General features: G+C 68.4%; 14 protein-coding genes and 1 tRNA gene. 8 read left to right on the top strand and 7 right to left on the bottom strand.

Translation table 11 applies throughout. From position 1 onward, the window contains the following. The first annotated feature begins 25 nt into the window (after positions 1–25). Entirely contained in the window at positions 26–1,459 is a 1,434-nt protein-coding gene (locus VRZ77_RS08850; RefSeq protein ID WP_414592305.1) for a DHA2 family efflux MFS transporter permease subunit, read from the top strand. A gap of 9 nt (positions 1,460–1,468) precedes the next feature. On the opposite strand, the gene VRZ77_RS08845 is transcribed toward VRZ77_RS08850, so the two are convergent. The 3 genes from VRZ77_RS08845 to cls form a co-directional block, all read right to left on the bottom strand. Continuing rightward, on the bottom strand, positions 1,469–2,191 hold the full coding sequence (locus tag VRZ77_RS08845; RefSeq protein WP_414592304.1) for an RlmE family RNA methyltransferase: 723 nt from the start codon (positions 2,189–2,191) through the stop codon (positions 1,469–1,471). A 2-nt stretch (positions 2,192–2,193) separates the two neighbouring features. Beyond that, the gene (locus VRZ77_RS08840) at positions 2,194–3,354 is read right to left on the bottom strand and encodes a Ppx/GppA phosphatase family protein (protein ID WP_414592303.1); all 1,161 of its coding nucleotides are present in this window, start codon (positions 3,352–3,354) and stop codon (positions 2,194–2,196) included. Between the two features lie 154 nt (positions 3,355–3,508). Next, positions 3,509–4,990 carry a cardiolipin synthase gene (gene cls / locus VRZ77_RS08835; RefSeq protein ID WP_414592302.1) on the bottom strand — a complete coding sequence of 494 codons (1,482 nt, stop codon included), beginning with the start codon at positions 4,988–4,990 and terminating at the stop codon, positions 3,509–3,511. A gap of 101 nt (positions 4,991–5,091) precedes the next feature. Here cls and VRZ77_RS08830 point away from each other — a divergent pair, with 101 nt between their 5' ends. Further along, positions 5,092–6,369, top strand: coding sequence for a porin (locus tag VRZ77_RS08830; protein WP_414592301.1), 1,278 nt, complete (start codon positions 5,092–5,094; stop codon positions 6,367–6,369). Positions 6,370–6,381: 12 nt separating this feature from the next. Here the strand turns inward: VRZ77_RS08830 and VRZ77_RS08825 are convergent, their stop codons facing one another. Continuing rightward, positions 6,382–6,672, bottom strand: a complete 291-nt coding sequence (locus VRZ77_RS08825; protein WP_414592300.1) for a hypothetical protein — start codon at positions 6,670–6,672, stop codon at positions 6,382–6,384. Positions 6,673–6,964: 292 nt separating this feature from the next. Here VRZ77_RS08825 and VRZ77_RS08820 point away from each other — a divergent pair, with 292 nt between their 5' ends. Further along, entirely contained in the window at positions 6,965–7,210 is a 246-nt protein-coding gene (locus VRZ77_RS08820; RefSeq protein WP_414592299.1) for a hypothetical protein, read from the top strand. Between the two features lie 227 nt (positions 7,211–7,437). Next, complete coding sequence (locus VRZ77_RS08815; protein WP_414592298.1) at positions 7,438–8,016, top strand: hypothetical protein; 579 nt, start codon at positions 7,438–7,440, stop codon at positions 8,014–8,016. Positions 8,017–8,121: 105 nt separating this feature from the next. Here the strand turns inward: VRZ77_RS08815 and VRZ77_RS08810 are convergent. After that, positions 8,122–8,195 (bottom strand) — tRNA-Gln (locus tag VRZ77_RS08810). A gap of 473 nt (positions 8,196–8,668) precedes the next feature. On the opposite strand from VRZ77_RS08810, the gene VRZ77_RS08805 reads away from it, so the two are divergent. Further along, positions 8,669–8,875: a DUF1127 domain-containing protein gene (locus VRZ77_RS08805; protein ID WP_414592297.1), complete on the top strand. Its 207-nt coding sequence runs from the start codon at positions 8,669–8,671 to the stop codon at positions 8,873–8,875. A gap of 35 nt (positions 8,876–8,910) precedes the next feature. Here the strand turns inward: VRZ77_RS08805 and pbpC are convergent, their stop codons facing one another. Together pbpC and VRZ77_RS08795 are read right to left on the bottom strand one after the other, a co-directional pair. Beyond that, positions 8,911–10,971 (bottom strand): penicillin-binding protein 1C, encoded by a 2,061-nt coding sequence (gene pbpC, locus VRZ77_RS08800; RefSeq protein ID WP_414592296.1) that lies wholly within the window; start codon positions 10,969–10,971, stop codon positions 8,911–8,913. Positions 10,972–10,999: 28 nt separating this feature from the next. Then, positions 11,000–16,378 (bottom strand): alpha-2-macroglobulin family protein, encoded by a 5,379-nt coding sequence (locus tag VRZ77_RS08795; RefSeq protein ID WP_414592295.1) that lies wholly within the window; start codon positions 16,376–16,378, stop codon positions 11,000–11,002. Between the two features lie 283 nt (positions 16,379–16,661). Between VRZ77_RS08795 and VRZ77_RS08790 the strand changes: the two genes are divergently transcribed. From VRZ77_RS08790 to VRZ77_RS08780, 3 genes are all read left to right on the top strand, one after another. Continuing rightward, on the top strand, positions 16,662–16,943 hold the full coding sequence (locus VRZ77_RS08790) for an acyl carrier protein (RefSeq protein WP_241616807.1): 282 nt from the start codon (positions 16,662–16,664) through the stop codon (positions 16,941–16,943). A gap of 100 nt (positions 16,944–17,043) precedes the next feature. Continuing rightward, positions 17,044–17,553 carry a 3-hydroxyacyl-ACP dehydratase FabZ family protein gene (locus VRZ77_RS08785; protein ID WP_414592294.1) on the top strand — a complete coding sequence of 170 codons (510 nt, stop codon included), beginning with the start codon at positions 17,044–17,046 and terminating at the stop codon, positions 17,551–17,553. Continuing rightward, positions 17,546–18,730, top strand: coding sequence for a beta-ketoacyl-ACP synthase (locus VRZ77_RS08780; protein WP_414592293.1), 1,185 nt, complete (start codon positions 17,546–17,548; stop codon positions 18,728–18,730). The genes VRZ77_RS08785 and VRZ77_RS08780 overlap by 8 nt, the downstream gene beginning before the upstream one ends. Positions 18,731–18,737 lie beyond the last annotated feature (7 nt).

Below are 18,737 nucleotides of genomic sequence, written 5' to 3'. Positions count from 1 at the left end.
GGATTCGGCCGGAACGGATGACGCCGTGCGCACAGAACGTCTTGTCCCCCTCATCGTCGCCTGCGCGCTGTTCATGGAACAGCTCGATTCAACCGTAATCGCCACCTCGTTACCGGCGATCGCCGCCGATCTTCACGAAGATCCGATCTCGCTCAAGCTGGCCCTGACGTCCTATCTGCTGAGCCTCGCGGTGTTCATTCCGGCCAGCGGCTGGTTCGCCGACCGCTTCGGCTCGCGCACCGTGTTCCGCGCCGCCATCGTCATCTTCACCACCGGCTCATTGCTGTGCGGCCTCGCCCATTCCCTGCCGGACTTTGTGCTCTACCGGATCCTTCAGGGCATGGGCGGGGCGATGATGGTGCCGGTCGGGCGCCTCGTCATCCTGCGCACCGTCCCCAAGGAGGACATCGTCTCGGCGCTGGCCTGGCTCACCATTCCCGCGCTGATGGGCCCGGTGATCGGCCCGCCGCTCGGCGGCTTCATCACCACCTATTTCGACTGGCGCTACATTTTCTTCCTCAACATACCGATCGGGCTGATCGGCGTGCTGCTCGCCACCCGCTTCATTCCGGACATACGGGAGGAGAACCTCCCGCCTTTCGATTTCAAGGGAATGGCACTGTCCGGCGTTGGCCTCGCCGGCCTCGTCTTCGGCTTCGCGCTGCTGGGCCAGCACGCCGTGGCGAGTTGGATCGCCTTCGCCGTGATCGCGGTGGGCGCGGTGGCGATGTATTTCTATATCGGCCATGCCCGCGTCACCGACCGGCCGATTCTCGACCTCGCGCTGTTGAAGATACCGACCTTCTTCGCGGGTGTGGTCGGCGCCTCGCTGTTCCGCATCGGCATCGGCGCGCTGCCGTTCCTGCTGCCGCTGATGCTCCAGCTCGGCTTCGGGCTCTCGCCGTTTGCCTCGGGCATGATCACCTTCGCAGCCGCCGCCGGCGCGATGACCATGAAGTTCACCGCCGCGCCGATCATCCGCACCTTCGGTTTCCGGCGCGTGCTGGTGGTGAACTGCGTCATCGCCAGCGCCTTCATCGCTGCGGGCGCCCTCTTCCGGCCCGGCATGCCCTATCTGGCGATGGTCGCGATCCTGCTGCTCGGCGGCTTCTTCCGCTCGCTGCAGTTCACCTCCACCAATGCGCTGTCCTATGCGGACATTTCCAACGAGGCGATGAGCCGGGCCACCAGCTTTGCCAGCGTGGCGCAGCAGGTTTCGATTTCGACCGGGGTGGCGGTGGCCGCGCTGGTGCTCGACGGCACGCGCCGCTGGCGCGGCGACGGCACCATCCATCTGTCCGATTTCAACGTCGCCTTCACCGTGGTGGCGCTGATCGCGGTGTGCTCGGTGTTCTTCTTCCTGCGCCTGCCGGAAGATGCCGGCGCGGCGCTGGCCCGCCGCCGCGAGAAGCCTGCCGCCCCGGCCGAGCCGCCGGGCGAGATGGGTTCGGCGGCCTAAGGGGGCGTCCTACTCGGCCCGCCCGCGAAACCCAGTCGCCACTACATAAAGCTCGGCGGAATCCTGACGGCTGGCCTGCGGCTTCACATGTTTCACCGTGGTGAAATCGCGCTTCATGTCCGCCAGCAGCGCGCCCTCGGTGCCGCCCTGGAACACCTTGGCAACGAAGGCGCCGCCCGGCGCCAGCACCTGCCGGGCGAAATCGATGGCGAGTTCCACCAGCCCGACAATGCGCAGATGGTCGGTCGCCTTGTGGCCGGTGGTGTTCGCCGCCATGTCGCTCATCACCACGTCGGCCGGCCCGCCGAGCATCTCCATCAGCCGCGCCGGCGCGTCGTCCTTGAGGAAGTCGAGCTGCTCGAACTGCACGCCGGAAATCGGCTCGACCTCAAGAAGATCGATGGCGACCACCTTGCCGGGACCGTCCTCGGACTTCACGCGCTGCGCCGCGACCTGGCTCCAGCCGCCCGGCGCCGCACCCAGATCCACCACCCGAAGCCCGGGCTTGAGGATCTTCACCTTGTCGTCGATCTCGATCAGCTTGAAGGCCGCGCGCGAGCGCCAGCCTTCACGCTTCGCACGAGCGACATAAGGGTCGTTGAGCTGGCGTTGCAGCCATTTCTGCGAGGAATTGGACAGCGAGCGCGCCTTCCTGAGCCGCACCTTTAGCGGGCGCGCCTCCGTGGTGGCGGCGGCGCCCTGCTGCTTGCCGGGTGTCTTCTTCTCGCTCACGCCTATGCCTCGGCCGTCTCGCGCCACACACGGTCGGCGCGCATCAGTTCCACCAATATGCCCTCGCGCAGGCCCCGGTCGGCCACGCGCAGCCGGTCGCAAGGAAAGGCGCGGCGCACGGCTTCGAGTATCGCGCAGCCGGCCAGCACCAGATCGGCACGCTCGGCGCCGATGCAGGGATTGGCCGCGCGCTCGGAAAACGGCATGGCCAACAGCCGGTCGACCACCACGCGCACCTGCTCGGCGTCGAGCCAGGTGCCGTCGACCTGCGAGCGGTCGTAGCGCGGGAGGTCGAGATGCACGCCGGCAATGGTCGTCACCGTGCCGGAGGTGCCGAGCAGATGCAGCCGCCCGCAATTATGCGGCCCCACCGCCGCGACGAAGCCGTCGAGATGGGGGCGGAACTCGTTGACCATCGCCTCGAAATCGTCGCGCGTCACCTGCACGCCGCCATGGCGCTCGGCCACCGTGACCACGCCCAGCGGCACCGAGACCCAGGCGCGGATCACCGCGGCGGGCGGGCCGACGTCGCAGGTCTCCACACGGTCGAGCCACACCACCTCGGTGGAGCCGCCGCCGATATCGAACAGCACGGCGCCGTCCGAGGTCGGGTCCACCAGCGGCGTGCAGCCGGCCGCCGCCAGCCGCGCCTCGGTCTCGCGGTCCACGATTTCCAGCTTCAGCCCGGTCTCGCGCTCGACGCGGGCGATGAACTCGTCGCCATTGGCGGCAGAGCGGCACGCCTCGGTCGCGATCAGCCGGCCATCGGCGATGCGCCGCGCCCCGATCTTGGCGGAGCACACGCTCAGCGCGTCGATCGCCCGTGCCATCGCCGCATCGCCCAGCCGGCCCGAGCCGATCAGCCCCTCACCGAGCCGCACGATCCGCGAAAACGCGTCCACCACGCGAAAGCCGGTGGCGGTGGGGCGGGCGATCAGCAGGCGGCAATTATTGGTGCCGAGATCAAGGGCGGCATAGCAGCCCTCCTCGGCATAGGGACGTCCGCCGGCGGCAGGCGGATAGCTCCGCCGCCCGCGCCACGGGCGGCCGCGGGCATGGCTCGGCTGCCCCTGCGCATGCGCGCGCTCGTCGCGAGGCGGCAATGAAGCCACCCGCTCCCCGGCCGCCGGACTTCCCGACGGCGTATCGGCCTCGTCGACCATTTCTGAAATCCCCGGCCGAAGCCGTCCACCCGGCCCGCACAGGGCGATTCCGGGCTCGTATTATTCAACACTCGATGTGAAATGTAGCATTCGCGAGCGTCGGCGCAATGCGCTTTGGCGCAGTTCCGCCCGGCGGCAGGAGCGGACCGGCGTCTCAGAGCACCGGGCCGAGCATTGCGATGGTGTTGTTCCACAGCCTGCGCCGGCGGCTCCAGCCGTCGACATGCTCGGCCAGCACTTCCTCGGAACGGTCGAGATAGTGTTGCTGGCGCTCGCGCAGCACGCCGGTGAACGCCTCGTCGTAGCACAGGATGTTGTTCTCCGAGTTCAGCTCGAAGGAGCGCCGGTCCATGTTCGCCGAGCCGAACAGCGCGGTCTCGCCATCCACCGTCACCGACTTGGTGTGCAGCAGCCCGCCGACATATTCGTGGATGCGCACGCCGGCATCGAGCAGTTCCCGGTAGTAGGAATGGCTCGCCGCCGCCACGATCCACGAATCATTGCGCTGGGGAAAGATGATGGTGGTCGCCACACCGCGCCGGGCAGCCGAGCACAGCGCGGCCTGGATCGGTTCGTCCGGCACGTAATAGGGCGTGGTGATCACCAGTTCGCGCCGCGCCGCGTTCATCAGCGAGACGAAGATTTCCGGCATGGCGGAATAGCGTACCGCCGCCCCCGTGCCGATCACCTGCGCGGGAAAGCCGCCACTCGGGGTCGCCATCGGGCGGCGCAGCAGCCCGCTCAAATCCTCGTTGACATGGGCCATCCAGTCGCTGGCGAAGAGATGCTGGTTCTGCCGCACCACCGGGCCTTCCAGCCGCACCAGAATGTCGACCCAGGGGGCGAATTTCGCCTTGATGGCGAAGGCGGCATCCGCGCAGTTCTGGCTGCCGCAATAGGTGACGGCGTTGTCGATCACCACGATCTTGCGGTGGTTGCGCATGTCGATGCGGCCCTTGAACGGGCGCGACAGCGGAAAGCCGATCGGCAGCGCGCGGGCGAGCTTCGCGCCGGCCAGCTCCATTTCCTTCCAGTGCACCGAATTGATGAAGGCGCGCGAACCGAGATCATCCGCCATGATCCGGCAGGCGACGCCGCGCGCGGCGGCGCGCTTGACCGCGTCGGCGACCTTGATCCCGCTGCCATCGGCCAGCCAGATGTAGAACAGCAGGTGCACGCTTTCCCGCGCGCCGTCGATATCGGCGACGATCGCCTCGATGCCCGCCGCCGAATCCGCCATCAGCGACGCCGTGTTGCCCGCGACCGGCGGGTGGCCGCTGATCGAATGCCCCACCCGGAACACCCCGGTGTAATGCTCGGGCACCTCGGCCTCGGCGATGCTGTCGTCGAGACTGCCGAGCGGGGGCAGGCGCTTCAGCGCCGCGCGCAGCCGGGCAATTCGCCGCCGCCCGACATTGGTGTCGCCGAACAGCACATAGGCCACCACGCCGATCACCGGCGCCACCAGGATGACCACCACCCAGGCCAGCCGCGACGCCGGTTCGCGATGCGGCCGCAGCAGCGCGCGCATGACGTAGATCGCCTGCAGCGCGAACTGGCCGATCGCCAGCACCCAGGGCAGATAGGCGGAATAGTGCATTGTCGGAAAGGCCACCACGGAGAACGTTTTATCCATTAAAGCACAAGAGCGGTGCGCATGGGCCTTGGCGTCAGGCCCGCTCGATCGAAGGGACGGCGAGACTGACACGCGATCGGCTTACGGGTAATAAGGGTTTGATGGTATCGGTGATTCCGCTTCGCGGCCCCCTGCTGGCCGCCGCCATGGCCGCCCTTCCCGGCGCGGCCTTCGCCGGCGACCTGCCCGGACAGGACCGGACGGCCGGCAAGGTCCGGCAATGCACCAGCACGGGCGCCGGCTTCTATCTCGTGCCCGGCACCGACACCTGCCTGCGGCTCGGCGGCTATGTCTGGGCGGAAGGCTATTACAACAGCTACACCGACTATCCGCCGGCCGATGACGAAACCTATTCGATCGCCACCTACGGGCTGGTGATGGACGCACGGGACACCACGGAATACGGCACGCTCCGCTCCTATACCGAACTGCGCCTGCAATATCGCGGGGCGGCCGAATGGGGCAGCGGCCCGCCAGCCACCGCCGTCGACATCTGGGACGCCCATGTCGAATTCGCCGGCTTCACCGTCGGCAAGACCCAGTCGATGTTCGACTTCTACGCCAACCAGAACGTGCTGGGCACCGACCCCGCGACCATCGGCGACCAGCAGCAGATCATGCTTGGCGCCTATCGCTGGGACCTCTCCCATGGCTGGACGGCCACTGTCTCGCTGGAGGATTCGTCGCAGCGCGCCGCCGGCGTGGGCATGGCCTATCCGCACAGCGGCACGAGCCTGGTCCAGCAGAGCGACGTGCCCGATCTGGTGGCGGCCATCGGCCCAACCGGCGACTGGGGGCAGTTTCAGCTTTCCGGCGCGCTGCATCAGATCCGCGTGGGCGCGACCGCGGTCGACGGCACGCCGGTCGCGGGCGGGGTGTCGGACGAGTGGGGCTACGCGGTTCAGGCCGGCATCATGTTCAACCTGCCCGCACTGGGCTCGGGCGACACGCTGTATCTCCAGACCGCCTATAGCGACGGTGCCACGTCCTATCTCGGCCTGATCGACCCCAGCGGCAGCTTCGCCCCGCCGGACGCCTATCTCGGCGCTGACGGCTCGCTGTCGCGCGTGACCGGCTGGAACCTCACCGCCCAGTTGCTGCACAACTGGAACGACGAATGGCAAGGCACCCTGTTCGGCGGCTATGCCCGGGTCGACATGAATGACGCGACGGCGGCGCTGGGCTACGGCGCGGCGTCGGGCATCAACTACAATGTCGGCGGCAACATCGTATGGTCGCCACTGCCCGCGTTCTCGCTGATCCTGCAATATGATTACAACGTCACCGAGGCGCAGGGCCGCATGAACCGCGGCGCCGCTCTGCCGGGCGCCACACAACAGGCCCAGCAGCTGCTGTTGATGGCACAGCGCCTGTTCTGAACCGCGCAGGCCTCAGCGCTTCTTCTTGATGGTGTGCTCGCGGCAGCGGCTGCCGATATAGCATTCGGCCTGGTCGGCGGTCTGCACCCACGCCGGCTCGGTCTGCTGGCCCACCGTGCAATAGCCCCGGTTCGCCACGTAGCGCTCATAGATCACCGGCCCGGTGCCGATCACCACCGCGCCTTCCCGCCGCACCAATTCGCGCGCGCTGGCGCAGCTCATGTTGAGCGAGTTTGGCATGGTCTGGGCCAGCGCGGGCGCCGCCATCAGGGCGAGCGGGAGAACGAGAAGGACGGTGCGCATGGCGCGGCATCTCCGGCAAAGGCCCGGCAGGGCGTTACTCGACACGCGCCAGAGATAACGCAGGGGGTGGGGGTTGGCCATGGGGAGGCGCGAACCGGAAGCGAGGAAACCGGGAGCGGGCCAGCCGCCCGGCAAAGAGCCTCATCATCTCGCCGTCATCGTTGCACCGTCTCGGCCATCTCTCGCTCCCCCACGCGAACGTGCGTCTTGTTCGACGGAAGGACCCTTGCCGTGGCGCGTGCCGCCCCTACATGGTCGTCGCCGGCCGCGAATGGCCGCAGGGAAGTGATTCATGCCGTCGCCTTTCGTCCGCCTTGATCCTGAGACCGTGCGTCTGCTCGATGCCTGCATGACCCGAACCGAGAAGGTCGCAGCGCCTCTGACTTCCGGCAGCAACGCCCAGGACACGCGCACCCGTCTGGCTTCGGCCCTGATCGAGGCGATCCGCCTGGGCGAGCGCGACGAGGACCGTCTGGTGGAATTCGCCCTGCGCGTTCTCCCCGCCTATCGCGAAGGCCGCATGCGCCCGCCGGCATAAGTCGCGACACGCGAGACACAGGGCTGTACTCGCGATCGACGCCGCCGCAGGGTCTCCGCCCTGCTCATGTCGACTACTGCTGCCCCCGGCCGATACCCTCGGCCAAGGGCAGCCATTTGACAGGCGCGGCGAGCACAAGCAGGATAACGATGCGCTCTTAAACGTCTTTTCGATCTTCCCGGTCTGGCAGGTAGCCCAAGCGCACCCTCGACAACCGGAGAAAAGCCATGTCCTACCGACAGCCCAACAAGGCCGATCTAGATCGCGCACTATCTGCGATTACACACAGATCTCGGCACAAGGCGAAGTCAGCTCTAAAGCAAATCACTTTCGATCTTGCACGAAGCGGAATGTTACAGAGCTCCGTCCACATATCGTCGGCAATGGATAGGCTTGACGCGATCCACAAGAATACCTTGGAACGGGTAGCTAACACGATCCATGACTTTATTGAGCGAATGGATACTAACGCCGCCGAAGTTGCGGCTTGGTCCCGCCCGCTTTTGGAGAATATGGGCGTCTCGCTTCTCGGCGAGTTGCCCATGGCCGGCTTTCCTAACGAACACCGGTGTGTCCAAAGCCGATATGCTTTGGTCTTCCAGCAGCGTCTCGACCTGATGCTTGCCGATGTCCCAATAGGATTCGATGCCGGCAGAAACGTCGCGAAGTCCGGCGACCCAATCTTCAGTGCGAAGCCCGGCATGGGGGGCATGTCGATCAATTTGATTGAGCTGTGGCGGCGAAAGCTCCGGGCGCCTTGGAAAATGTTGCTCGCACTTCTGCGCCGAACGGTACAGGGCAAGTGATCGGCGATCCGCAGGGCGCTGGGTACAATGCGGGTTCATGCTCGGCGGTCTGGGGTGTCCTTCAAGCGGGCACCCAGATAATGCGATGATAAATTTCGGTAATTTTGGCTGGGGGACCTGGATTCGAACCAGGACTAACGGAGTCAGAGTCCGCAGTTCTACCGTTAAACTATCCCCCAATCGGGTCGGCGCGGCGGGAGACGAAATGCTTCGTGGGCCGGCGCGACACCAAAAGGTGTTTGTGGGGCGTTCCTCTAGCGATCTACGGCCGGGAGATCAAGCCCCTTCCGTTCATGGCCCCGCCGATCGCGCGTCCGCCTGTGGGAAACCCGCGCGCCGGCGACCGGACCGCCTCCCTCCCTTACGCGAGCACACTGCCCTCCTGCCGCGCATGGCGCTGAAACGCGCACGCGCTGGAGGCATGACTAAACCGCACCCCCTCCCCTCAAATTTGCAACTCAAGGTGATTTTGACGGTATTAATTAACCTACATCGCCCACATAGCAGCAATAGAGGTATTTAAACACCTTATACCTTAACTCTTCTGCCGACATCACCATGCGTCAGATTCATTGCTGCCATGCAGCATTCCATCTTTTGCAGCGCATCAAGGTCGCTATATTGCTGGCATACTGAATGCAAGGAGGCTCCGATGAGCACCATTTCCCTGTCCCACCGTTCGTCCCCGGACTTCACCTCGCGTGCTGTTGAAGCCGTTGTCGCGTTCTTCGACGCTCTCGGCGAAGGCCGTCGCATCGCGGTGCGCTATGAAGCCCTGTCCCGCCTGTCCGACGCCGCTCTGGCCCGCCGTGGCCTCACCCGTCAGGACATCGCCAGCGTCGCCGTCAACGGCCGTTGAGCTATGGCGCGTTGCTCTCTTTATGAGAGCACGCCTCAGCGAATACGCAGGCTGACGCTGTCGCTGTAGCCGGCAGCGTCCATGACCGTCAGGCGCGTAAATCCCGCGCCCCTCGGTTGCCAGGATAGCTGGGTGCCCCCGAAACCGGTGCTGGACGGCAAACCGTCCACCAGCACGGTGAAGGGGCCGACCCCGCCATCGACCTTCAGCGCCAGCGGCTCGTCCGCCATGCGCTCAAGATCCGCTCCATCGGGCGGAAACACGATTCTCAGCCCCGCCTGTCCGATTCCCTGCCCCACGCCCGCGCCGAAACGGCGCAGCGGCGGCGGCAGGTCGTTCTGCCGTCCGGCGATCGCCCCGCGCGGCGCGGGACCGAGCGGCGCCGGGCGCAAGCCCAGCCGCTCGAACGCCTCGAACAGCAGCGGCGCGGCGGCTTCCCGGCCGATCATGCCCGGAACCGGCTGCCCGTCCGGCCGCCCGACCCACACCGCCAGCGTGCGCTTGCCGTCGAACCCGACCGCCCAGGCATCGCGATAGCCGTAGGACGTGCCGGTCTTGAAGGCGATCCGCCCTCCACGCGCATTGTGCGGCGGCGGCGTGCCCGCCAGCGCCTGCGCGAGATACCACGACGCCACAGGGCTCAGCAGCCGGCGCCCCTCGTCGGAGGTGCTTGCGCCATCGGCACGCGCTTCCAGACGATGCGCGAGGCCGCCATTGGCGATGCCGGCATAGAGCCCAGCCAGCCCTTCCAGCGTCACGCCCACCCCGCCGAGCCCCACCGCCAACCCCGGCACCTCGCCCGGTGGCAGGCGCAGCGAAAAGCCTCCGCCCTCCAGCCGGCTTGCCAGCCGCTGCGGACCCACCGCCTGCAACAGCACCACCGCCGGCACGTTCAGCGACAATTGCAGCGCCTGACGGACCGAGACCGTACCCTGGTACTCGCGGTCGAAATTGCGCGGGCGATAGGCGCCGAAGCGCACCGGCCGGTCCTCGATCAGCGTTTCCGGGTGGGCGATCCCGTCCTCGAATGCCATGCCGTAAATGAAGGGCTTCAGCGTCGAGCCCGGCGAGCGCAGTGCCCGCGTCAGGTCGACCGCGCCGGCGCGCGTGGCATCGAGCGGATCGGCGCCGCTCACGCGGGCCAGCACCTGCCCGCTGGCATTGTCCACCATCACGAAGCCGAGCGAGACGCCCTTGCCGAGGTCGCGGACCCGCTCGCGCGCCAGCGCTTCCAAGGGCGCCTGCATGGCAAGATCGATGGCGAGCTTCTGGCTCGGCGCACCGGGGCGCTCGCGATGCGCGCTCTGCGTGGCGTGGGCCGCCAGCATCGGCATGTCGGCCCGCCGCTCGGGAATGGCCGCGCGCCGGGCGAATTGCTCCTCCGCGGCGCCGAAAAGGCCCGCGCTCCCCACGCGGGCGAGCACCTTGTCGCGCGCCTTGGCCGCGGCCTGCGGGTGCCGGTCCGGCCGGCGGGCCTCCGGCGATTGCGGCAGCGCGACCAGCAGCGCGGCCTCGGCGAGGCTCAGGCGGCGCGGCTCCTTGCCGAACCAGGCGAGGCTCGCCGCGCGCACCCCTTCGAGATTGCCGCCGAACGGCGCGAGCGCGAGATAGAGGTTGAGGATTTCCACCTTGGAAAGCCGCGCCTCCAGCTCGATCGCCCGGCGCATCTCGGCGAATTTGGCGGCGAAGCTGCGCCCCTCGCGCGGCGCCAGCAGCCGCGCCACCTGCATGGTCAGGGTGGAGCCGCCGGAGACGATGCGGCCATGGCTGAGCATCTGCCAGCCCGCGCGCAGCACCGCCAGCGGATCGACACCGCCATGCTGGTAGAAGCGCCGGTCCTCATAGGCGACCAGCATCTCGACATAGCGCCGGTCGACCTCCACCCGGCCGGGATCAAGCCGCCAGCGGCCATCGGTAAGCGCGAAGGCGCGCAGCAGCCGGCCGTCGCGGTCCAGCACCTCGGGCGAGAGCGCGATCACCGGCGCGGGCGGCGCGCCGGCCCGAACCCCGGCGAGCCAGGCAGAGGCGCCGCCGGCCAGCAGGATCCCCGCCAGCGCGCCGGATGCCAGAAGCCGCTGCCAGAGCGGGCGCCTCACCCGTGAACCCTCGTCCTTGCCCCCATCGTCATTTGCCAGCCCCTGTCACCTCGACCCGGCCCGCCGCCGTCCGGGCGAAGCGGCCGGGGCGGTACATGTCTTCCACCGTCGCCGGCGGATGGGCGTAGAGGCCGGGCGAGACCGCGCGCACCACATAGGCGACGCGCAGCACGCCGGCCTCCTCGGCATCCTGCGTCAGGTCGAAGGCCGCGAGGAAATAGGCATCGCGGAATTCGGCGTGGGCGACATCGGTGGTCTCGCCGAGCCAGGACAGCACGCCGGCATCCGAGCCAACTGCGAGGTTCGGGTTGTCGATCTCGAAGCCGGCCGGCAGATGGTCGACCATCAGCACCCGGCTCGGCGCCGGCTGGTCCTCCGCCGCTTCCAGCACCACCACCAGACGCTGGTTCTGAGCCACCTTGGACGGATCGACCGGAGTGCCGGAAAGGTCGAAATAGCTGCGGGTCAGCGCGAAGCCGTTGGCCGCCGCCGGCTCGGGCTGCGCCGGCGGGCCGTCGATGGAGACGACGACATCGACCGGCGCGGTGCCGCGATTGGTCAGCACCACCGGCGCCGCCTTCAGTTCCTCGGGCGAGAGCACCCGCTCATAGAGCCCGTCCTGCGCCGTGCCGTCGACATCGAGCCGCACGCCCTGCCCCTCGCGCGCCGCGCGGGCGGCGAGCAGCAACCAGGCATCTTCCTGCGTCGAGGTCGGGCCGAGATCGGCAGCGGCGGCGTTCAGCCGGCCGCGGGCCTCGCGCGCGGTGCCGGGGAATCCCGCCTCGGCGGCAAGCGTCGCCACCGCCGCCGCGTCGCGCAGCATGGAGCCGAAATCCGCGCGCCCCACCAGTTCGCTTTCCGGCGCCTCGGGGATCAGCTCCAGCGCGCTGGCGAACACCCGTTCTGCGCGCCCCTTGTCGCCCAGCATGCCGAGCGCGGCAGCGATCTGGCCGCGCGCCAAGGGCGAGGTGACATCGTTGAGCCGGGCATCGGCGACATAGCGCAGGTCGCCCAGCGGCGCCCTTCCGTTGCGCGCCAGCACATAGGCGGCATAGGCGAGGCCGCTATTGCCCGGGTCTTCGCCGGCATAGGCCACCGTGTTGCGCAGCTGGTCCAGCGCCATGGTGAAGGGCTGCTGCGGCACCTCGAAGCCGCGCTCGCGGGCACGGGTCAGGAAATCCATGACGTAGGAATCGAGCCACAGATCATTGCCCCCCGCCTCCCACAGCCCGAAGGAGCCGTCCGCCCCCTGCCGCGCGATCAGCCGGGCGATCGCCTGGTTCACCAACTCCTGCGGATCGGTGCCGAGCCGCAGCTTTGAGGCGCCGGCCAGCTCGCTCAGATAGAGCATCGGCAAGGCGCGGCTGGTGAGCTGTTCGGAGCAGGCATAGGGATAGCGGTCCAGCGCCATCAGCAGCGCCGGCACGTCGAGCACCGGGTCGCCGCCGGCGCTGACCGCGACATCGCCGCGCCCCGGCACCAGATCGGCCACGAGATCGGCACTCAGCGTAAGGCTCTTGCCGGGGGCCAGTGCCTGCACGCTGCGCCGGGAGATCGAGGGATAGGCCGGGCGGACATTGAGGCGGTAGTCGCGCACGACGCTCAGCCCCTCCGGCCCCGACAGCCGCACCGAGAGCTTGGCCTCGCCCAGCCCCGTGCCCTCGACCGGAACGGTGAACACCTGCCGTCCGCCTTCGCTAAGCGCGAGGCTTTGCGGCGCGGCACCGAGGCCGAGCGGGCCGTCGGCGACGAGATCGAGCGCGTAGTCGCCCGGCTTGCCGTCGACATTGGCGATGTCGAGATTGAGCGTCGAGCGGTCGCCCTGCGCGAGGAAGCGCGGCAGGGTCGCGGTGATCACCACCGGATCGCGAATGGTGACATCGGCCTGCGCATGGCCGACGCCCGCTGCCGACCACGCCACCGCCATCAGCCGGCCGGTGCCGTCGAAGGGCGGTATGGCGAAGTCGATCGTGCCCTTGCCGTCGGCGTCGAGCCTTACCGGGCCCGAGAACAGGGCGAGCGGCGGCTGCGTCGGCGGCTCGGCCTGCAGGCCGGCATCCATGGCGTCGCCGCCCGCGCGCAGCCTTCCGCGCGCACCCGACATGCCGTCGATGAGCTGGCCGTAGAAATCGCGCACCTCGCTGCCCAGCGCCCGCTGGCCGAGATAGAAGCCTTCCGGGTCCGGCGTCTTGAAGCCGGTGAGGTTAAGAATGCCGACATCGACCAGCGCCAGCGTGACATAGGCCTCGCCCGCCCCGGCCCCGGCGACGCTGACCGGCACCGACAGCGTGGTATCCGGGCGCACCAGCGCCGGCGGCTCCAGCGTCACCTTCAGCTCGCGCGCGGCGCGGTCGACGCCGAACCAGGCGAGCCCGATGGCGCGGCCGGGATTGCGCCCCGCCGACACCTCCATCGGCCGGTGCAGGAAGGCGAGCGCATAGGCGCCCGGCCCCCAGCCGGCATCGACCTTGAATTCGAAGGACGAGGCGCCGGCCGCCACTTCCTGCGTCTGCGAGGCCAGCACGCCGTCGCCGACGATCATCACCGTGGCGGAGCCGGCGCTGCGGCTCGCAAGGTTGACCCGCAGCGTATCGCCGGCCGCGTATTGCGCCTTGTCCAGCGCGACATCGAGCCGGTCGGGCGCGTCCGCCGTGGCGCCGCCGCCCCAGCCGGCCTGGAACGGGACCGCCGTCGAGACGCCGGCATCGGTGACCTCGAAGCGGTAATTGCCCCATTGCACCGGCACCTCGACCCGCGCGGGCGCCTGCTCGGAGAGGTCGAGCGTGCCGTCCGCGACCTTGGAGGTCGACTGCACCGGCTCGAAATCCCAGCTGGAGCCGACGCGGTACCATTGATAGCGGGTCTCGACGCGATAGAGCGCCCAGCCGACGCCGGTTTTGGCCATCGGCGCGCCGTTTGCGCCGATCATCTGCACCTCGAAGCCGGCCGTCGCGTTCTCGCCCGGCCCGTCGCCGCCGAACAGCGGTTTGACGCCGAAGGCCGGCCCGGCCGGACGCACCGGCAGCACCAGCGAGCGGCGCACCGCCCGCCCGCCGCCTTCCTGCAGGCTGACGAAGATCTCCGCTTCCAGCGGCCGCCCGCTCGCCGGGAACACCGGCAGCGCGACCTTCAAATTGGCCTTGCCCTCGGCATTGGTCACCGGCGCCTCGGCGAGCGGTTCGCGCACCGGGGTGAAGCCGTCGTCGGGCCGGCCGAAGCGCCAGCCGGGGAAACCGGGGCGCTCCTTGGCGACCCGCACCTCGATTTCGCCCTCGACATCGAGCGAGCGGGCGGGCGGGCCGAACAGCCAGCGCCCCTGCGCGGCGACATCGACCGTCATGGATGGCGCGATGACGGTGGCATTCGTGCTCAGTTCCAGCGCCAGCCGCTCGGGAACATAGTCTTCCAGGAGGAAGGTCGTGGAGCCGACCGGGGCGCCGCGGGGGTCGACATAGGCCTCGACCCGCCAGGTCCCGGTCATCGCCCCGCCGCTGAGCGGGAAGGCAACCGCCCGGCCGCCCGCACCCTCGTCGGCCGCCAGCACCCGCGCCTCCTCGACGCCATCGGGCCGCTTGAGCATAAGCGTCAGCGGCACGCCGGCGACAGCGCGCACCTGCGGATCGCGCAGCAGCGCGGTGACGTGCACGCTCTCGCCGGAACGGTAGACGCCGCGCTCCGTGGTCACGAAGGCGTCCATCCGCCCGGGCGCCGCCCGCCCGCCGACGCCGCGATCGGTGAGGTCGAACGCCTGATCGTCGAGCGACAGGAAGGCGTAATCGCCCTCGCCCGACCGCGCCACGATCACCGACGGCGCGAATCCCTCGCGCCCGCGCACAAGCCCGGCCTCGAAGGCGGCGGCGCCCGACGCGTCGGTGGTCGCGGTGCCCAGCACCTCGTTGGACTTCGCCAGAAGGCTCAACTCGACGCCGGCCAGCGGCTTGGCGGAGCCGAGCGCGCGCACGAACACGCTTAGCCCGTCCGTACCCGAGAGCGCGGTGAGGCCGAGATCGGAGACCACGAACCATTGGGTGGAGCGGGTGGAATAATCGTCATTGGGATCGGCGGCCCCGCCGGCCGGGCGGGCGGCCAGCACATAGACGCCCGGCTCCAACGCCCCGACGGCCTCGTCGACCGGGAAGGCGGTGACGGTATCCTCGTTCAGCGGCGCGGCGGTTTCCAGCGTGCCGTAAAACACCTGTTCGGCCCGCCCGTTCTTCAGCCGCTCCAGATCAAACGCGCCGAGATCGCGACGGAAATCGCCGTCGAGCGCGGTCGGGATCAGGCTGCGGTCGCCGATGCGATAGAGTTCGAGGCCGACGAGGCTGGTGTTGACTGTCACCACTGGAATGTTGCGCGGCCCGGTGCGCGGCAGCACGTAGTTGCGGCCGGTGAAGCGCACGCCCGGCTTGCGGTCGCGCACATAGACCGTGAGATCGGCGTTCGAGGCCAGCGGCTCGGCCGCCACCACCGAGGGCAGGCCCTGCCGGATGGTGAGGTCGTAGCTGTCGCCATGGCGGAGCCCCTCGACGCAGAGCTGGCTGTTCTCCACGCTTACCGCCGGCTTGTCGATCGGCCCCTGCGGGCCGGAAAGCGTGACGAAGGAGGCGAAATCCACCGGCGCGGTCGACAGATTCTCCGAGAACTGCACGCAAAGCCGCGGATTAGCCGCCTCCGAATCGACGCTGTAATCCAGCAGCCGGAAGCCCTTCTCCTCGCGCAGCTTGTTGTAGAAGGCCCGCTGCTCGGGCACGTCGCGATAGCCGAGCGCGAGGTTCATCGTGTCGAGTGCCGCGCGGGAAAGCTGGCGTTCGGCATAGAGGTGGCCAAGCCAGAAGAGGGCGTCGGCCTCCTGCACCTTGGTCTTCGCCGCGCGATAGGCGAGGAAGGCGGCGGCGCTGGCGCGCTCCAGGAAGGTGTCGCCGGATTCGTCGTCATTCGGCTTGATCGCGGCGAGCGCGCGGGAAAGCCGCAGCCAAAGCGCGGTGTCCCCGCCCGCCGCCTCGCGGCCAGCCGCACGGGAAAGCCGGCCATAAATATCGGCCGCGGTGCGCGCATCGCCTGCCTGTAGCGCGGCGGCAGCGTCGCGGGAGAGCTGCGCGGCCGGCTTACCCAACGGCGAGCGGTCGCGGTCCAGCAGTGCCTGCAGCCGGCGCGCGGATTCGACGAGTTCAGGCCGGGCGAAGGTCTTGGGCAGCGCCGGCTCGGCCGCAACGGGCGGCACGGCGGGCTTGGCCTGCACCGCCGGCTTCGCGGGGGCCGGCTTGGCGGGCGCCTGCTGGGCCTGTGCGGGCTTGGCCGGCGGCTGCGGCGCCTGCGCGAGCGCGGCGGCCGGCAGGGCCAGAATCGCAAGTGCGGCAAGACCATTACGCAAAAGCGCCACGGCGGGCGACGAAGCAACGCTGACCATGATACTTGAACCCCGACGACACTTAACCCCGACGACGAGCCACACCGGGCGTCGGCACCGACGATAGGCCGGAATCGTGACGACGGCCATCACCCTGCGTGAAGCGCAGGCGAAGCGCAGATGTCACACCGCCGAGGATTGGCACACGGGTGCCATTGAATAGCCGTTCACGCTTAGGTATACGGGCCGTCATCCATGAGGAGGCCGCCCTTCGCGCAAGCGGGGGATAAAGGCGCTCCACTCGCAATCGGGCCGGACGCGGCCCAAAGACCAGAGGCACTCCATGTCGTCCACGTTCGAGACCGTTGCCAACATCATTGCCGAGACGTGCGACATCCCGCGCGAGAACATCACGCCGGAAAGCCACGCCATCGACGATCTCGGCATCGACAGCCTGGACTTCCTCGACATCGCTTTCGCCATCGACAAGGCGTTCGGCATCAAGCTGCCGCTGGAGCAGTGGACGCAGGAAGTCAACGAAGGCAAGGCGACGACCGAGCAGTATTTCGTGCTCAAGAACCTCTGCGCGCGAATCGACGAACTCATCGCCGCCAAGTCGGCGTGAGCGTTTCGGCCAGAGGCTTCGGTTCGAGGCTTCGGGCGTGACGCGACAGGCGTGACGCCGCCGGCCCTTTGGCCGGAGGATCAAGGCAGCAGGGCAGACGATGCGGCTCGAATATTTCCAGATGGTCGACAAGGTGCTCGAGCTCGATCTCGAAGCACGAACCTTGAAGACGGCGAATATCGTGCCGGAACAGAGCCCGATCTTCGAGGGCCATTTCCCCGGCCATCCGCTGCTGCCGGGTGTCCTGCTGTTCGAGATCATGGCGCAGAGCTGCGGTATGCTCTTGCTGCGCCTGCATAATTACGACCGCATGGCGTTCCTCGCCTCGGTCGACAAGGGCAAGCTGCGCACCTTCGTGACGCCGGGCCAGGTGATCGAGGTTCATGCGAGCATGGAGCATGATGGCTCCGGCTTCGCGCGCCTCAAGGCCAAGGGCCTGGTCGACGGCAAGCCGGTGTGCAGCGCCGACATCACACTCAAGACGATGCCATTCCCGGCACCGGAACTCAGGGGCTACCTGCTCTCGACCGCCGAACGCATCGGCATGCCGATGGGCGAGCCGCCGGCCCCCGACGCGCACTCCTGCGCAGGAAATCTCTCGCATGTCTGAACGTCGCGACGTCTGGATCACCGGCATCGGGCTCGTCTCGTCGCTCGGTGAAGGACTTGAAGCCCATTGGGATGCCCTCAAAGCCGGCACGCGGCCGGTGGTCGACGAGACCGGCTTCGCTCCTTACGTGGTGCACCCGCTCGCCAAGGTCGAATTCGACAAGCAGATCCCCAAGAAGGGCGACCAGCGTCAGATGGAGCCGTGGCAGCGGATCGGCACCTATGCCGCCGGCCTCGCGCTCGATTCCGCCGGCATCAAGGGCGACAAGGACATTCTCGGCCGCACCGACATGGTGGTCGCGGCGGGCGGCGGCGAGCGCGACCAGTCGGTCGACGGCGCCATCCTCACCGAGATCGAGAAGCAGGCCAAGCCCGACATCTTCCTGAACGAGCAGCTCCAGTCGAACCTGCGCCCGACCCTGTTCCTCGCCCAGCTTTCCAACCTGCTGGCGGGCAACATCTCGATCGTGCACGGCGTCACCGGCTCCTCGCGCACCTTCATGGGCGAGGAAAGCTCGGGCACCGATGCGGTGCGCATCGGCTGGTCGCGCATCGCGGCCGGCACCAGCGAGATCGCCCTGGTCGGCGGCGCCTACAATGCCGAGCGGCGCGACATGCTGCTGCTGTTCGCGCTGAAGCGCCTCGCCATGATGGCACCGTGGTCGCCGGTTCTGGCCGCCGCCAAGGGCATTCCCACCGGCTCGGCCGGCGCCTTTCTGGTACTGGAATCGCCTGAGCACGCCACCGCGCGCGGAGCGACCCCCATCGCCAAGCTGTCCGGCGTCTGGTCGGAGCGTGCGCAGCGCAGCGAGCCCGGCGCGGTGGAAGCCAAGATCGAGGAACTCGTCAGCGTCGCCCGCGGCGGCAATGACGCGGCCACCGCCGTTCTTTCCGCCGCCTGCGGCGCCCCGGAGCCGACCCTTGCGGAAACCGCGGTGCTGGAGCGCTCCGGCCTGCCGGTTCGCTCGGTCACCGACCGCGTGGGCCATGGGCTGGAAGCGCAGATGCCGGTGGCGCTCGCCATCGCCGCGCTCGCGGTCTCCAAGGGCAGCCTGTTCCCCCCGCTGGAGGGCGAGCCGCTGGAAAAGCCTTTCGATGGAACGCTGAAGCGTGCCATCGTCACCGGAGTGGGGCATTGGCGCGGTGAAGGCGTCGCGCTGGTGGAAAGCGTCGACTAACCGCTTA

Source organism: Ancylobacter sp. G4_0304, assembly GCF_047501495.1.
Taxonomy (GTDB): Bacteria; Pseudomonadota; Alphaproteobacteria; order Rhizobiales; family Xanthobacteraceae; genus Ancylobacter.
Note: the sequence above shows the minus strand (reverse complement) of the source record. Positions and strands in the feature narration are given on the sequence as shown.

Excerpts from the sequence above, each read along its gene's own strand:
- VRZ77_RS08795 (WP_414592295.1), bottom strand. The coding sequence starts at position 16,378 with ATGGTCAGCGTTGCTTCGTCGCCCGCCGTGGCGCTTTTGCGTAATGGT.
- cls (WP_414592302.1), bottom strand. The coding sequence starts at position 4,990 with ATGGATAAAACGTTCTCCGTGGTGGCCTTTCCGACAATGCACTATTCC.
- VRZ77_RS08825 (WP_414592300.1), bottom strand. The coding sequence starts at position 6,672 with ATGCGCACCGTCCTTCTCGTTCTCCCGCTCGCCCTGATGGCGGCGCCC.
- VRZ77_RS08805 (WP_414592297.1), top strand. The coding sequence starts at position 8,669 with ATGAGCACCATTTCCCTGTCCCACCGTTCGTCCCCGGACTTCACCTCG.
- VRZ77_RS08780 (WP_414592293.1), top strand. The coding sequence starts at position 17,546 with ATGTCTGAACGTCGCGACGTCTGGATCACCGGCATCGGGCTCGTCTCG.
- VRZ77_RS08785 (WP_414592294.1), top strand. The coding sequence starts at position 17,044 with ATGCGGCTCGAATATTTCCAGATGGTCGACAAGGTGCTCGAGCTCGAT.
- VRZ77_RS08830 (WP_414592301.1), top strand. The coding sequence starts at position 5,092 with ATGGTATCGGTGATTCCGCTTCGCGGCCCCCTGCTGGCCGCCGCCATG.
- VRZ77_RS08790 (WP_241616807.1), top strand. The coding sequence starts at position 16,662 with ATGTCGTCCACGTTCGAGACCGTTGCCAACATCATTGCCGAGACGTGC.
- VRZ77_RS08820 (WP_414592299.1), top strand. The coding sequence starts at position 6,965 with ATGCCGTCGCCTTTCGTCCGCCTTGATCCTGAGACCGTGCGTCTGCTC.
- VRZ77_RS08840 (WP_414592303.1), bottom strand. The coding sequence starts at position 3,354 with ATGGTCGACGAGGCCGATACGCCGTCGGGAAGTCCGGCGGCCGGGGAG.
- VRZ77_RS08815 (WP_414592298.1), top strand. The coding sequence starts at position 7,438 with ATGTCCTACCGACAGCCCAACAAGGCCGATCTAGATCGCGCACTATCT.